Source organism: Mucilaginibacter ginsenosidivorax (assembly GCF_007971525.1).
Classification (GTDB): domain Bacteria; phylum Bacteroidota; class Bacteroidia; order Sphingobacteriales; family Sphingobacteriaceae; genus Mucilaginibacter; species Mucilaginibacter ginsenosidivorax.
In genome coordinates this window covers 6,328,007-6,342,824 of sequence record NZ_CP042437.1, presented here as the reverse complement: position 1 = coordinate 6,342,824, position 14,818 = coordinate 6,328,007, and the positions used below count along the sequence as shown (strand labels likewise).

Annotated in this window: 9 protein-coding genes and 1 tRNA gene; 1 reads left to right on the top strand and 9 read right to left on the bottom strand. The window is 42.7% G+C overall.

Translation table 11 applies throughout. The annotated features are described in order from the left end of the window. From FSB76_RS26370 to FSB76_RS26340, 7 genes are all read right to left on the bottom strand, one after another. Nucleotides 1–438, bottom strand: a complete 438-nt coding sequence (locus tag FSB76_RS26370) for a general secretion pathway protein GspG (protein WP_147058765.1) — start codon at nucleotides 436–438, stop codon at nucleotides 1–3. An 810-nt stretch (nucleotides 439–1,248) separates the two neighbouring features. After that, nucleotides 1,249–1,794 (bottom strand): REP-associated tyrosine transposase, encoded by a 546-nt coding sequence (locus FSB76_RS26365; protein WP_147058762.1) that lies wholly within the window; start codon nucleotides 1,792–1,794, stop codon nucleotides 1,249–1,251. A 153-nt stretch (nucleotides 1,795–1,947) separates the two neighbouring features. Beyond that, the gene (locus FSB76_RS26360) at nucleotides 1,948–2,412 is read right to left on the bottom strand and encodes a hypothetical protein (protein WP_147058760.1); all 465 of its coding nucleotides are present in this window, start codon (nucleotides 2,410–2,412) and stop codon (nucleotides 1,948–1,950) included. Between the two features lie 41 nt (nucleotides 2,413–2,453). Next, nucleotides 2,454–6,365, bottom strand: coding sequence for a DUF6443 domain-containing protein (locus FSB76_RS26355; RefSeq protein WP_158642991.1), 3,912 nt, complete (start codon nucleotides 6,363–6,365; stop codon nucleotides 2,454–2,456). A gap of 49 nt (nucleotides 6,366–6,414) precedes the next feature. Next, on the bottom strand, nucleotides 6,415–10,689 hold the full coding sequence (locus FSB76_RS26350; RefSeq protein WP_147058756.1) for a DUF5977 domain-containing protein: 4,275 nt from the start codon (nucleotides 10,687–10,689) through the stop codon (nucleotides 6,415–6,417). Between the two features lie 81 nt (nucleotides 10,690–10,770). Further along, the gene (locus tag FSB76_RS26345) at nucleotides 10,771–11,883 is read right to left on the bottom strand and encodes a hypothetical protein (RefSeq protein ID WP_147058754.1); all 1,113 of its coding nucleotides are present in this window, start codon (nucleotides 11,881–11,883) and stop codon (nucleotides 10,771–10,773) included. 20 nt (nucleotides 11,884–11,903) lie between these two features. Further along, nucleotides 11,904–13,427 (bottom strand): hypothetical protein, encoded by a 1,524-nt coding sequence (locus FSB76_RS26340; RefSeq protein WP_147058752.1) that lies wholly within the window; start codon nucleotides 13,425–13,427, stop codon nucleotides 11,904–11,906. A gap of 668 nt (nucleotides 13,428–14,095) precedes the next feature. Between FSB76_RS26340 and FSB76_RS26335 the strand changes: the two genes are divergently transcribed. Beyond that, nucleotides 14,096–14,168, top strand: a tRNA-Gly gene (locus FSB76_RS26335). Nucleotides 14,169–14,245: 77 nt separating this feature from the next. Here FSB76_RS26335 and FSB76_RS32390 read toward each other — a convergent pair. Both FSB76_RS32390 and FSB76_RS32385 read right to left on the bottom strand, forming a co-directional pair. Beyond that, a complete protein-coding gene (locus FSB76_RS32390; RefSeq protein ID WP_192910105.1) occupies nucleotides 14,246–14,416 on the bottom strand; it encodes a hypothetical protein in 171 nt (56 codons plus the stop codon). A gap of 33 nt (nucleotides 14,417–14,449) precedes the next feature. Beyond that, nucleotides 14,450–14,632: a hypothetical protein gene (locus FSB76_RS32385; RefSeq protein WP_192910104.1), complete on the bottom strand. Its 183-nt coding sequence runs from the start codon at nucleotides 14,630–14,632 to the stop codon at nucleotides 14,450–14,452. Between the last annotated feature and the right edge of the window lie 186 nt (nucleotides 14,633–14,818).

The window sequence follows — 14,818 nt, the reverse complement described above, 5'->3', positions numbered from 1 at the left end:
TTAATCCGGGGTTACTTCTTTCAATACCTTGTCCTGGTTCATCTCCCAAACGTTAAAATTACCGTCCTGGTTAAAATCAACTACCGAGGTTGCCCTGGCGGTAAAACCGGTGTTGGAAGCATTGGTGATCTCTATCTTATAGTTCGCCCTGGCGTCCTTGCTTTCGGTGCTTAGCTTTTCCTGGATAAAGCCCAGTTCGTTAAGGTCATTGGTATATTTGGAATGCTCGTAGAAATAGGTTTTCTCCAGCATCGATACGTGCTCAAGCTGCAGTTTAGCTTCGGTGGTTTTTGCACGGGTAATCACGGGCAACAGATTGGGCAGAGCCAATAACACTAAAATACCGATAATGATCAGTACAACCAGTATTTCCATGAGTGACAGCGCTTTTAACGCGCGTTCGGGGTTTGGTTTGAGGTATTTCTTTACAAAAAACATAAAATAGCGAATATACGGCTCAGGCTTCAGGGCAATAATTTTAATTTGGAGTGAAAGTTAATAAAATATCGTTAATTAAAGCTTTAATATTTCAGAAAAAATATTGTGAAAGCATCATGTGTTTGAATTGAAATCTAATTTTTGATGAGGTTCAACATCAGACTATGGAAATAAGTGAAGTTTTAGAAAATGGCTTATTGATCAATAGCGCATAAAGCAAAAAAAACGGATCTGTAAATGACAACCCCGTTCTTGTTTTCATCATTAAAAAAGTGGGGTTACAAGTCCTCGGTTTGCCTTCTGCCCCGCCCTGCTCGCGTTTTGGGCTCACTGCAACCGTTATCGCGAGCTGCCGGTATATAAAAACACCCGGATGTTTAATTTCATCCGGGTGTTGCATATTCATTACTTGGCATAGCGTTTACCTATCAGCGGGCGCACAAGCCTGGAGGCTTGCGGCAGCGAAAAAACGCTTACGGTAGCTGGGGTGGCTATTTTATTACACCAAAGCTTACAAGAATTCTACCAACCAAGACCAAAATAAAAAAACACCACAATAAATACGACCATTTATTGTTATAATTTAGTCTATACCGATTGTTCGATCCGGCGACAATTATGCTTTTAGAACTTTCATCAACATAAAACAAACCAAATTTATAATACTTATTCGGTCTTTTACAATCTTCTTCCATAGCTATCTGTTATAACTTCAATTTTTACCCCAGCTACCGCAAGTGTTTCGCTGCCGCAAGGCTCCAGCCTTGTGGCCCACATGCCAAGTATACGCCATGCCTTTAGGGCGGTGCGCTACGTAATTATTACTTTTACCAATCCCTTAGTACCAGCATAATCCCGTGCACTACTGTGCAGATAATCATAGTCGTTTTCTACGAAACCTGCTACAACCGGGTTATTATGCGTATAGTCAATTTTTTGGTCAATTACCGCCGCACTCCATAATTCGATAGGTTTGTTATGCTGCTGCCAAAACTGGTTGCTGGTGTTATTGCTATTAGCCAAACCCGCTTTTTTAAATGAGTTTGGCAGCCATTCCCGCCTGCTTTCCTGGTTATTGTCTTTTATTAAGGCTATCATTTGTTTTGACGTAAGCGATTTAAAATCTCTGATCAAGTCTTCTGGTTTTTGAATTGTCGATCTAAAAACCAGGTGTACATGGCTCGGCATTATGCACCATGCATAAATTTCCATGCCTTTATTGTCGACACAATAATTGAGATTCCTCACCAAACAGTCGAAGTAGTGTAGCCGAACAAACACATCTATCCAAAACACAGTGGCAAAGCTTACAAAATATAATCCTTCAGGGTTTTTGAATTTATAATTACGACTCATAGGTTAAAAATACAAAATCCCGGATGAAACAAACATCCGGGATTTGCATATTCATTACTTAGCATGGGGTTTACCTATCAGCGGGGCACAAGGCTGGAGCCTTGCGGCAGCGACAAAACGCTTGCGGTAGCTGGGGGAATTAACAGCTATATATTAATCACAGAGATTCATATCATTTTCTGATAGTCCATTGTTTGCAAGATTCAATTCATACTCATGAATATCTCCTGTTTTGTAAAAGAATTTTATTTTTTTATTGTTTTTGATGTTCACTTCTACATAATTTACTACACCATAATAAGGAACAAAAACGCCCGCCGATATAGTTGCAATATTATTTTTAATTTTAAGTGCGCTCCGCTCATTAAAAACATAGAATTTTTTAACATTACAAGTGTCCAACTGAATACAAATCATATAATAATTCTTTCCTGCATATTCGTAAATTTTAGATTTTATCACTTTCCCTTTAAATTGAACATTTCCGGTAAGGGCAAGTCTATCTTTATCAACTTGATCTGACCTATTAGATTGCAGATTGAATACAATAATGAAAATTACAATGATGGCAATCAGAAAGAATAAAATGAAAAATATTCCTTTAGTTTTGGTGTTCATCTTTTGAGATATGTAAATAATAAATTTAATTTTTTTAACAATTATAGGCCCATGTATAAATGTAACGCCCAATTAGCCATTATTCCAAAAATGGACCTTTTACCAGTTGGTATTGGTGTGCCTCCAATTAGTTTAGTTGTTCCCATATGGCCTTCGGCACCTATACTACCAGTTGATAGAAGTCCGATTGACGGACCAATAGCTACAGATGCACCGAAACTTAATACGGTCCAAGCTCCATCTTTTGATTTTGAATATTGACCAGTTACATTTACGTCACCTAATAAAGGCTTCCATCCCACCATAGCCCCACCTCCAACATATGCTCCAGCGAAGCCATCGGGAGTGTCGGTTTCTGGAGCAGATTTGGGATTATTAAATGCAATAAAATAGCTTCTTCCTAACCCTACGCTTCCTTCAGCCGCTGTTTCAGCAATGATTTGGCCTTCAATTCCGAGGTAATCATACCAATATCCCTTAAATGGGCCGCCTAAAAACATAGCACTTTGTATATAACCATTACCACTAGTACCAAATACCGATGCACCAGTAGCAGCACCGGAAGTTTGAAAGCCAATTACAATTTTACTTAAATCATAATGTCCTACAATTACTATAAAGGTAGTCATTCCCGGTATAGGAATAATTATACCATTAATTATTATTCCACCGCCATTACTACTTGTTGATTGATTACTTGAAGTAGTTGCATTAGTTTTTTCTTTTTTTTGTTCGTCCTCTTTATTTACTTCCTTAAATGCACTTGATAAGTTAGGATCAGATGAAGGATTTGAAGATTCAATCCATTGATCGTCGGTCAAACCGTCTGCTCCGACAGCAGGTTTATCCTCCATTCCATCCGGATCTATAAATCTAACGGGGTTGTTCGCTGCATAGTTATAGCCAGACCACCTCTTGTTTTTTTCGGCCAAGGGATCCGTGTTTGTCCACCTTGCGATCGCGGGGTCATAAAAGCGTGCCCCATAATCGTAAAGATTCATACTCAATTCATCCTGCAACTCCTTCCCGTTATATTTATATTTATTATCCGGGTTGGGAACCACCACGCCCCCGCGGTTCATTTCCAACCCAAAGGCATAATAATCCGTTTGCTGCGCTACCTGTCCGTCCTGCCCTATAAGCACCCGCGTATTACCCAGGTGGTCCTTCAGTGTGTATTCATAAAAATAGCCACTCGCATTCGGCCTCGCACGTCCTTCTTCAGTGGCCAAAAAAACCAGGCTGCCCGCAGCATCATACTCTATACCGTTTATATAATCCCGGTTGCCGCCTGTTATTACCTTGCGTAATTTGCGCCCTGTTGCATCATATATGTAGGTAATTGCGCTGCCTGTAGCGGGCGTTACGGTATATGGTAAATTTAAATGATTATAAGTAAAGGTAAGTTGTTTTTTATTATCAACCCGCAAATTTCCATTATTATCATAGGTATAACCCGCTGTGCCGTTTAGCTGCCCCTCATCGCTACCGCTTATGTCGGTTACCGACAGTAACCTATTACTGTTATCGCCGTTATCGTATAGATAGGTAAGCTGGTCAATAGGTGTTAGGCCATTGTTATCGCGGTAACGGTTCAGTTTCTTAATATTGCCCATGGCATCATAAGTAATAGCCTCATTATACCGGCCCGTGAGCCCGGTTGTGGTATAGTTGGCCAGGGTAAGCCGGTTAAGTTTATCGTAACTGTACTCATACCCCTGCACAATTTGCGCTGCCAGGCCCGACGGCTGTTTTTTGCCCTGCCAGCTTACCGCGCTGATGTTTCCATTGTATTGTTTTAAGGCAGTGGTGCCGTAATCGTCATAGGATACCTCTTCGCCAAATGCATCGTTGGTGTCGTTATTAATCAGTGGATCGGCATTGTTTAAAGCAGCATTATTGATGCTTTTAAGCCAGCCCCGGTTATTGTACCGGTAATCAACACTTTGTACAAATGTTTTTCCGTTATCTGCCGAGTGCAGGTTTTTTTCAGATACCTGGCCAATTTCATTATAAACATAGGAGTTAAGCAAAATAGTGTTACCATTAATACCTTGCCAGGTACGCAATTTTCTGCCCAAATGGTCATAATCGTATGCTAAATTTACCGCTACAGACTGCGTTGCTGTATTGCTGCTACTATTGATGTAATTTACACGGCTATTGGTAAGTACAGCACTTGTAAAATCATACGTGCTTTTAATTTCGTCATAATTATTTACACTTACCAGGCCACCTTTAAAATGTTCTGAAAAGCCGCGGATATTGCGGCCAAAGTCATCGTAATAACTTACATTCCACAACATGTTATTATTGCCAGTGGTTCCGTCGAGTATTTTAACCAGGCTGGCGGTTGGTAAGCCGGTCGTCATCGTGCTCATACCAGCCTCTGCATGCTTATCAAAAACACCGGGAAGCGATGGAATGGTATAATTATCATAGTAATTAACGCCAAGTGTAGTGTTAAGGGTTGTTGGGTAAGCAAGGTAAACACCTGCCGATGTATTGTAACCGTTGCCCCCGGCTATCCGGTTTTCCCAAAGGTTGGCATTATTGGTTACGGCGGCCTGTATACCTGTCCTGTTTTCGGTCCCGGCCGCACTCCCAGCGTCAGTATACAACCCGGTTACTACAACCCGGCCCTGCGCATCGTATTTAATGACCGACCATTGCGGATTTGTGCCGGTCTGGTTGGTGTTGCCACGCTGGTTGGCATCCTGAGTCATAACAACCTGGTTAAGCGTATTGTAAACTATAAATTCTTTTCCTTTACCTGGCAGCTTTTTTTCTACCAGCCTGCCCCGCTCATCATAACGGTACTGGTAACACCAAAAATCAAGTGTGGTTGAACTAATGGTGCCGCCATCGGGCAACGCGCCGGGGGGCAATACAAAAGCCAGGTTGCCATAATCATCATATACATAATAAGTAGATAGCATCTCGATGCTGTTGTCGGGCTTTTTATTAAAACTCCTTTTTAATACTACATGGCCCATCTTATCCTTAAACGTTTGCACCGTCCCCGCCCGCAGATCGCCCGACTGCCAGTTTGCGTCTTTACTGATCGTTACATATAACTGGCCGTTAGTATAGGCACTGGCTCCGGCATTTACAAGGGTGCGGGTACCATCTGTACCAATATTTACTTTATACAACATTGCCTTAAATGTTGTGGCTATATTGGCAATATCTGTATTATCATTAGTAGCGTAAGCTACACGGTCGGTATGGCTCAGGTCCGCATTGGTTAAATTAGGCTGCCAGGTATCGCCGGGAGCACCTTGCTCTGTTACCCGGTTTAGCGGCGACGGTTCAAAAATGGTTTGGCCATAAGGGCTGTTAATATGCGAAATTGCCCCGGCAAGCTGCGTTTGTGCGGCAGCTGTGTTTGCAGGATTGTAAAAAGCTGAGACACCATAACCCGCTGTTAACGCATTTGCCTTATAGCTGCCATCGCTTGTTTCGGTAGTAAGCGTGTACGGGAGGTACTTGAAGGCTTCGCGCCCAAATTGATCATAAATTACCGGTTGTATGAAATCCTTATCAGCAGGCGATCCTTTTACCTGTACAATCTGCAACTTTCGGCCAAGTCCATCAAAATATTGCACGGTCTGCATCAAATCGCAAGTACTACGATTAACCAGGCCGGAAGGGTCGGTAATACCACCGATGCGGGGTACCGATGTTATAATATAGTTTTGCGCGGTACTTGGGTTTGCATTTATCGGGACACAATCAGGAGCAGTAATAAACAAACTCAGGCTGCTGCCCGTGCCCGCGGTAAAACTAAATGTTGGGTTTATAGTAATGTTGCTGTTATTATAATACGAACCCGCAACTGGTGTGCCTGTCATGGTACTCACATAACTGGGGGCTTGGGCATAACAAACATCCAATGACTGGCGAAGAAACAAGCCCAAAAAAACAAAAAATATTTTATAAATCTTATTCATATTAACATTCTTCAATCGAGTTATTGTCATCTTGATAAAATATTTAAGGTTAGTTAACGGTTATGGATAAATTACTACCAGAGGCGATGACCACACCTGAAAATACATTTCGCGGTGCCGTTACTGATTGCGAACCGCATGTAATGGTGTGATTAACATATGCGCCAGTTGGGTATACATCTACAGAATAAGTACCCGCAGGAACCTGTATGGTGCTACTCCCGGAGTCAGAGAAGCTAAAAGTTAATGAGGTTGAACTGTTTGAAAAATACACTTTGTAGCCAGTATTCGTATAATTATTAAGCGTAACCGCAAAGCTCTGCATACACGTTCCGTTAACATTGGCATAGGCCTGCCCATTGGCATTAAGGTAATTCAGCGCTTGCTGATCTGCATCACTCTGTGATATCGTAGAACTATAAGCCCCGGCCTGAACGGTAAAAGTAACGGGGCTGGAAATATAACCCGCGCCACAATTATTACGGGTAAAACTCCCGGACTGCGCTGCGCTGCTATAGGTTATAACCGGAGGTATCGCGTAGTTGTAATTATAATTGCTAACGATGGCCAGATCTTTATCTTTAATATTCAATAACCGCTGAAAAGAATCATATTCGTAATACGTAACTAATCCTTTCCCATCGGTACTGCTCGTCATTCCAATTTCAGGGTCGTAGGTGTAAGAAGTCATCTGTGAACCTTGTGGGTAAAAACGTACATCGTCTATCTGCCCGCTGGGGATAGCAATTGTATAAGAAGTTCCTGTAACAGTAACAGGAACACTTTGTATTGACCAATTATTGCCGGAGGTATTTAGCCAATACGTTAACATGTAATTACCTGCATCTAAACCGCTAAGCGTTTTATTGTATCCCCCGGTGTGGCTATAGTGCCCGGTTTTATAAACAGTACTATTCCCTCCCGCTTCTTCGAAGCCATCAAAAAAGATATCATTGACTTTAGAAGCATTTACTTTAGCCACGGGGTAAGCGGCATTGTAGCCCCACTGATAGGCCGCTGACGGAATGCCCTGAATATTGACCTGGGCTGTGTTGCCAAAGGCATAATTAAAAGTCGCCTTTTCATTGTACGACGCATCTTTAACCAGCGAATAATTATCTGTTCCAGTACCTGTATAGGTAAAACTGGTTGGCGGAATAAAGAAATCGGTTTTGCTTATTTTAGAAAGATAAATCTGGTTTTGCGACGTTGGGAAGTAATCATAAGTATAAAGAGTTGAACTAATTACGTTGCCATTTTTAAGATTAGTAGTTTCCACTGGCTGGTAATTATTTTGCGTGCGCATGGCTATCAATGGCTTCAGATCGGGACCAACATTGGTTACTGCGGTGAGGAGCTGTGCACTGTAAGTATTACCGCTACCTGTAAAATTAGCGATTCGGTAGCTGTTGAAATCCTCTCGCTTATGTGCCAGTCCGATAGTATAGTCATACCATGCGCTACGCTGGCATCCTACGCTCCCGCTGCAACTTGATATACTTGAATTAAATGTACTATTAACGGGAGTTAATTGCGCCTGGTAATTGGCAAGGCCATCGCTTAAGCCATCAACATTGCTTAGCCTATAATCCGGCACATAACGATATCGCGTTTCCAAGGCATCTCCAGCAGAATTAGTAGTAGTTTTTTTGGTTAGCTGGTGATGATACGGGCTATCAAAATATGAGTCTTCCTGGTTGGTAACCGTACCATTGACTGTGTAAATGTTTTTCACCACCGTCTCTTTTACTTTACGGCCTGTCTTTTGATCATACCATGTAAAAAAAGATGGGATATTACTACTTGTAGGATTACCAACAATTACAAAAGCTGGCGTAGTCATCGGGTTATCCTGATACACAGTAGTGAAAGAAGCATCGTCTAACAAGGTGCCACTTTCACTATAATCTGCCTTGTATTGCAATTGGCCGCGATTAAAACTATTAGGTTCCGGTGCCGCAGGATAATTGGGGATATCACTTGTACAAGTGTTTGGTGTGGTCACTATGGTGCGGTTTACAATATCATCGCGGCTGATGTCATTTTCGCCATCGGTATTAAACATCGAAACACTGTAGCCATTACCCGTTTGGGCAACGGTTACTTTTTTATAGCCTATGTGACTACCCTGAGTGGAGTTCATGGCGCGCACACTACCGGCTGATGTGAGGTACTGTAAAGTCGATCCGGGGCTAACAGGACAGCCTTCGGCATAAATATCTGTTTGGTGGGTTACGGCGTCTACCTGAAAATAGTTTTTATCAATATCATTACGCAATACCTGCGCCACAGTGGGTTTACCAAAAAGAACTCCGGTAGAAAGGCTGCTCTGGCCATCATTGTAGTTATAGCTCGTTACCATATCGGGGCTACCGTTGCCACTACTCTGGGTAATTGATTTAATTCTTAGCCCTCCCACCATCGCATTTACGCTAGTTGCTGCGCCTGCTAACTGGTAAATACTCAGCTGAACACCGTTTCCACCATAGGCATTCTCTTTAATGATTTCAAACTTGTAATTCCCAGGAGTGTAATTGCGGATAAGCTCTTTCGTTTCATTATTATTCAGATTTACCTGGTCAACCAATGCGTTGTTGCTATTATAAATATTAAGATGACCGGCACCGCCGTAATTGCCATTTGAAACATCGAAAGCATACTGGTGATAGTCAATCGCCTGGATGACGGAATTGGTCTTGGTAGTTTGGCCGCCGTCGTAACCAACGCTTATGCTTTGCACAGAAGTCCTGGTCCCGTTCGTTCCCGAAATTGTAGTTGTATAAACTTGGTTAGGCTCATACTCGTAAATGTTATACCCGCCCGTAGGGAACGTAATTTTACTTAAAGTGCCCCCACGCATTGCCGGCCATTTGGGGTCTCGGTCGGCGCCGGTCACTGTTGCCTGCGTATTATTGGTATTGTAAAAAGTAGCGATGAGGTTATCGCCGTTTGTTGTTACGCCATTGATAAAACCCCAATGATCTTGAGCAAAACTCATCCTACGGGGTACCAATTCCGTAAAATAATCAAACTTATACGGCGGATTAGCAATTCCGTTGCTGCTTTTTTCCTGTATACTCAGCAACTTTAGTCTCGTTTTATCTGTTGTTAAGTTGCTGAAGTTGGAGGCGATGGTCGTGGTGTTATCCACAAAATAATCGTAAGAGAAATTAAAGCTTTTGAGCAACGCTTGGCCATTTTTTTGAAGGACATCGATTCGAGCCAAGGCTTTTGCGGTGGTGTTTACGGCTTCTATACCGTCGGTATTGGAGCTGGAAAGATCTTGCCTTGCCGTTGTTGCCGGAATAAAATTGACCTGACCGTTTGCTGACATGATGTTATCAAGCTCAACGCCATTTACATAGTTCCGCACTTGCTTGTACCCCCGTGCGCCAAAACTTCCCTCAACGTTGGTAGAGATAGTATAGTAACTGTAGTTGGCGGCGCGATAGTTTAACGTAATGGTATTATAGCCGTCGGCAGATACTATCTTGTTGAGGTACCAGCTTGATATCACTTTATCCCAGCCCAGTCCGTTCTGTGAGGTAAACACCTTGGTATATTCAATTGGATCGACATCCGTTGTAGAGGGAGTTGCACCAAAATAGTATTTTACGCCATCGGGCGTAGTCAAAGTAAAGCCCTGGATGCTTAGTGCGGAACCCTCGGTGTAATTGTATTCTATTTTAATATCCTGTTCTGGCAACAGCATGGGCGTGCGATCATCATTAAAATAGAATTTCCCCGAATAGCCCCCGAAATTAAAAAAGAACAAGTCGGGTTCTGAATCAAACTCGCCAGATACGAAACGCTGATAGTTAACCCGGTAACCGCTATCGGGCCGAGTATCGGCAGGATATGGATCATTCGGGTCATTCAGCGGATAACCTGTTTCCAGCAGATGACTAGTGTATCCGTGATCGCTGAAAAAACCGGTATGCTGAAAGCCATTCACTGTCGCTTTCTCATCAGGCGTTCCCCTTACCGAACGCGTGATTACTCCCCCTGCGTTGAGTGCCCAGCCGGCCCCCACCCAACCTGCAGGTTCAACTGTTTTTAAGCCCGATGCGTGATAGCTCATGCTTATAGGCAGCGATAAAGCCCCCTGCTGTAGCGTATACAAAGGAATATTGATATCCGGTATCCCTGTATGTAGGCTCACGGGAATATCCACAAATTTAGCAAGAGAGCCGGCCGTGGGCGACGCGATGGATACTTTATTATATTCATTTGCTTCAGCCGAGGTTTGCGCCATTAGATTAACAGAGCCTGAACAGGCAATAAGAATAATGGCAACGTTAATTTTTAAATAATAATTTTTCATTAAAATCTGATTAAGCCTTTAATAAGGCAATATTCCTTTTGATTTATTTCCCTACTTAATAAAAAGAAAACGAGTTTCGATTTAATGCACCAGGGCCTGCTCCAGTTTCTTAATCCTGGCCTCTTGTTTGTTCAATCTTTGTTCCTGCTCTTTTTCCTCCTTATCCTTCTCAATCAAATACAAAGTCAACTCCTCCACTTTTTTAAGCAGCAGCTTATTCATCTCGCCCAGGTTAATGCCATCTTTCTCAACTTGCTGTGCCGATGGGATTTCGGGCAGGTGCTGGTTTTGGTCGATATAGGTTTTTACATCGGTTAATGAAGGTAGCGTGTAGTCTTTTTTGAAAACGTAATCGGGCCAGCCTGTAGTTGTTACCGTTATTGCCTTTGCGTAGGTTGTGCCGTTGGCAGCAACGCGAAAGGTAATGCTGCTTTTGATATTAACATCGGTTAGTGTACGAGTAGCTGTTCCGGCGGTTGGTATAGGGGCTAAATAGATATTTCCTAAAACATCTGTATAAATTACACCTCCGCCATTATTGTAACCATCACCGTCGATTGTCCAGTTTGCAGAGGTACCGCTCCCAATACGCGCCGCGTTAAAGCCAATATAAGATGTACCGTAATTCATATCGACCCCGGGGCACCTTCCTACAGAAAACTTGAAAGTGCCGTTGTTGATTTGGAATGTAGAAATCGGGGCTGAGGTAGCAATACCCACATTCCCGGCCGAAGTAATCCGCATCCGCTCTGTATTAACACCATCTGCTCCAGCCAAATTAAACAAGAATGCTCCAGGTACTATGCCGCTTGATGGAGTCCCGTCGGCTTTAAGAACAAACTGGCCCGAACGCTGAAAGGTGGTGCCATCATGTCCATAAAAATCGAACCAGCCAATGTTATCGCCATTTTGTACTGCAAGAGGGGTGGTTGCCGTTCCGTGAGCTCGTCCGAAATATAAACGTGATCCCTGCCAGTTGGTGTTATTGTATGACTCAAAACCAAAGTCGGAATAAGATCCGCTATTGGTGCTTCGTGCTGTAGTATTGTATAAGTGAAATGGGTAAGCCGGGGTGGTTGTGCCAATGCCAACGGTGTTGGTAGTGGTGGTTACAGTGCCAACTGTTGCCCATTGGGCATAAGAAAAATGGCAGCCCAAAAGCATTACTGCGAGTGATAATAAGTTTTTTTTCATTTTAATTGTTTAGGGGTTATTTATTTCGATTTGGTTTTTTCTAACTCACTTACGCGAGCCTGAAGCGATTGCAGCAGCTTGCTTTTTTCTATGTCTTGCTTATCCTTCTCAATCAAATACAAAGTCAATTCCTCCACTTTTTTAAGCAGTAGCTTATTCATCTCGCCCAGATTAATACCATCTTTCTCCATTTGCTGTGCCGATGGTACTTCGGGTAGGTGCTGGTTTTGATCGATGTAGGTTTTTACATCTGTTAAGGAAGGGAGTGTGTAGTCTTTTTTGAAAACGTAATCGGGCCAGTTGGCAACAAGCTTTACTGTTACTGCGGTGGCAATCATGCTGCCGCCAACTGCCAGTTTATAAGTCGAACCTGAAAGATTCCAGGTTGAGTTGTCAGTGGTTCCTATGCCCACATTGCCTGTGCCGCTAACTCTGAACGCTATTCTGCTTTTAATATCAGCGTCAGCAAGTGTTTGCGTACCTGTTCCGTTTGATGCAACAGGGGCAATGGAAACTGTTCCAAATACATCTGTGTAAATTACACCGCCGCCATTATGATATCCGTCACCCTCAACTGTCCAATTAGCAGAGTTGGCTATCCCTATACGCGCTGCATTAAAGCCAATATAAGACGTGCCATAATTTAAATCGGGACCTGGTGCCCTGCCGACCGAAAACTTGTAGACGCTACTGTTGACCTGGAAGGTAGAAATTGGGGCTATAGCAGCGACTCCCACGTTCCCGGCCGAACTGATCCGCATCCGTTCCGAATTTACACCATCAGCGCCGGCAGTGTTGAATGTAAATGCCCCGGGAACAATTCCATTTGATGGAGTTCCATCAACCTGAAGAGTAAGCTGGCCCGACCGCTGCACTGCGGTGCCATCGTGGCCATAAAAATCAAGAAAACCAATATAATCTCCGCTTTGCACCGCCAGGGGAGCGGTTGATGTACCGCGAGAGCGTCCAAAATACAGCCTTGACCCTTGAAATGTGGAACTTGTGAACGAATCGAAACCAAACTCAGCCGATGACCCGGTATTGGTGCTTCGTGCTGTAGTGTTAAATAATTGAAATGGGTATGAAGGGGTAGTTGTACCTATGCCTATTTTACCATTTTGATCAATAGTTAAACGACGGACATTGGCTGTAACCAAGCTCATGGTAGGGGAATTTGCATAGGCATTGGCGCTTTCGAAAAGCAGGCCTCCCATTTTATCCGATTCGCCTGTTGCGCTTTCGCTCGATAGTTTAAATATCATGCCCAACTGGCGTGAAACAACATCCGGTGTAGCGCCCGGACGGCGGATAGTTATCAAGTCGGCAAACGGTGTAGTTCCTCCTATACCGGTAATTACCTCCAATTTTGGTGTTGCCGAGGGAAACAGCGCAGCCGACGCGTTAATAGTATATGGAGTTGCCGACCCGATAGTGACACTCCCCGTATTGGTGTTGCTGATATTAGGAGTAGTATTAGTCCATTGTGCATGTACAAATGCTGCAACAAAAAGAAGCAGGGTAGTGATAAAGATCGATTTTTTCATGATTGGGATAATAGTTAAAAAGGGATATAAAATGTGACCATGTTGTCGTACGAAAAAAACAACATACCATTTATAAAGGCTACTTTATAGCTGTGCTGAATAAGTTAAAATCAGGATTCGCTCTGGATTACAGCTTAAGATTACTTTGAGATAGTTTCATATTAATGCGATTAAGGGTTAGGTGGTAAATAGGTTGTGTACAAAAAGTATTTTAAATTATGATTTTCGGATTTGTTAAAAATACATGTTTTCTTTCGATTTACAAATGGTAAATTATTTACTATGTTAAATTTCACCTAACAAATTCCTTAATACTTTAATATAAGGTTGACACGTTTTTTTATAAGGCACTGTCGGTATTTCGGTGGGTACGGGTTCAAACAGCTATAAGATATTGAATTGCAATAAGATTTGAGATTTCTGTTCAACCCCTATCCAATTTTTATAAATTAAATTAATTACGGATTTCCATAAGATCAAAAGTTTCGTATATTTGCAGCGCGGCGATGAGGGGACAAATCCATTGTTCTACAAATCGTTGAATGATCTTTAAGAGTCCATAAGTTGTTATAAATTAAGAACTTACAAAACCGAAGTCATTCCTGCTCTAAGTACAAAGCCATACACCGGCGTATCAGGTTTTGTTATAAATGAGAGCATATGCCAATGCGAAAGTAGCTCAGTTGGTAGAGCACGACCTTGCCAAGGTCGGGGTCGCGAGTTCGAATCTCGTCTTTCGCTCATCAAAGCCCTTCTGTAAAAAGAGGGGCTTTTTTTTTGCCCAATTTTGGGATCAAGCAGAAAGGTTAGGGGATAAACTATTTGGTAGTTGCATCGGTGTATTTTACATACGCTGTAAGTATCATTCGGCAATGGGGTTGGCTTTTTTTTGGGAATAGCCGGAAATTTGGCCTGCTGATGAGCGGCGAAAACGACCATGGAATCGAACTTAATATCACCACCAGGGCCACGATGATCCAAATAGCCATTGTTTTAAACTTTTGCGGGTCACTAACCTGCCGTTAGCTTCTGGCCGGGCCAATGGCAATGAGGGTTATCCCGATTAACATCATGGTGATGTGTTCCATACCAAAAAAACGGATGGCTTGTTCATGTACTGCTGTGCCAAAGTGGTGTAAAAAGTAAGCAACAACCGGGCTGATTAAGTATAAGCAGAGGCCCAATGTTAACTGAATATGTGCCACTGTTGCTGTGGCATTTCTTACAACGTTATCGAATTTTAAATGGGGCTTTCGTAACAACCAGCTGCGATAAGCTCAAAAAATAGCGAACAGGAGGGCACTCAATACCAACCAACGAGTGAGTGAGTGTAATGCCAATAATGTTCCGTACCTGTTTATGCAGACGATTAGCCGATAAAAATATTTTTA

Excerpts from the sequence above, each read along its gene's own strand:
- FSB76_RS26370 (WP_147058765.1), bottom strand. The coding sequence starts at position 438 with ATGTTTTTTGTAAAGAAATACCTCAAACCAAACCCCGAACGCGCGTTA.
- FSB76_RS26365 (WP_147058762.1), bottom strand. The coding sequence starts at position 1,794 with ATGAGTCGTAATTATAAATTCAAAAACCCTGAAGGATTATATTTTGTA.
- FSB76_RS26360 (WP_147058760.1), bottom strand. The coding sequence starts at position 2,412 with ATGAACACCAAAACTAAAGGAATATTTTTCATTTTATTCTTTCTGATT.
- FSB76_RS26355 (WP_158642991.1), bottom strand. The coding sequence starts at position 6,365 with ATGAATAAGATTTATAAAATATTTTTTGTTTTTTTGGGCTTGTTTCTT.
- FSB76_RS26350 (WP_147058756.1), bottom strand. The coding sequence starts at position 10,689 with ATGAAAAATTATTATTTAAAAATTAACGTTGCCATTATTCTTATTGCC.
- FSB76_RS26345 (WP_147058754.1), bottom strand. The coding sequence starts at position 11,883 with ATGAAAAAAAACTTATTATCACTCGCAGTAATGCTTTTGGGCTGCCAT.
- FSB76_RS26340 (WP_147058752.1), bottom strand. The coding sequence starts at position 13,427 with ATGAAAAAATCGATCTTTATCACTACCCTGCTTCTTTTTGTTGCAGCA.
- FSB76_RS32390 (WP_192910105.1), bottom strand. The coding sequence starts at position 14,416 with ATGGCTATTTGGATCATCGTGGCCCTGGTGGTGATATTAAGTTCGATT.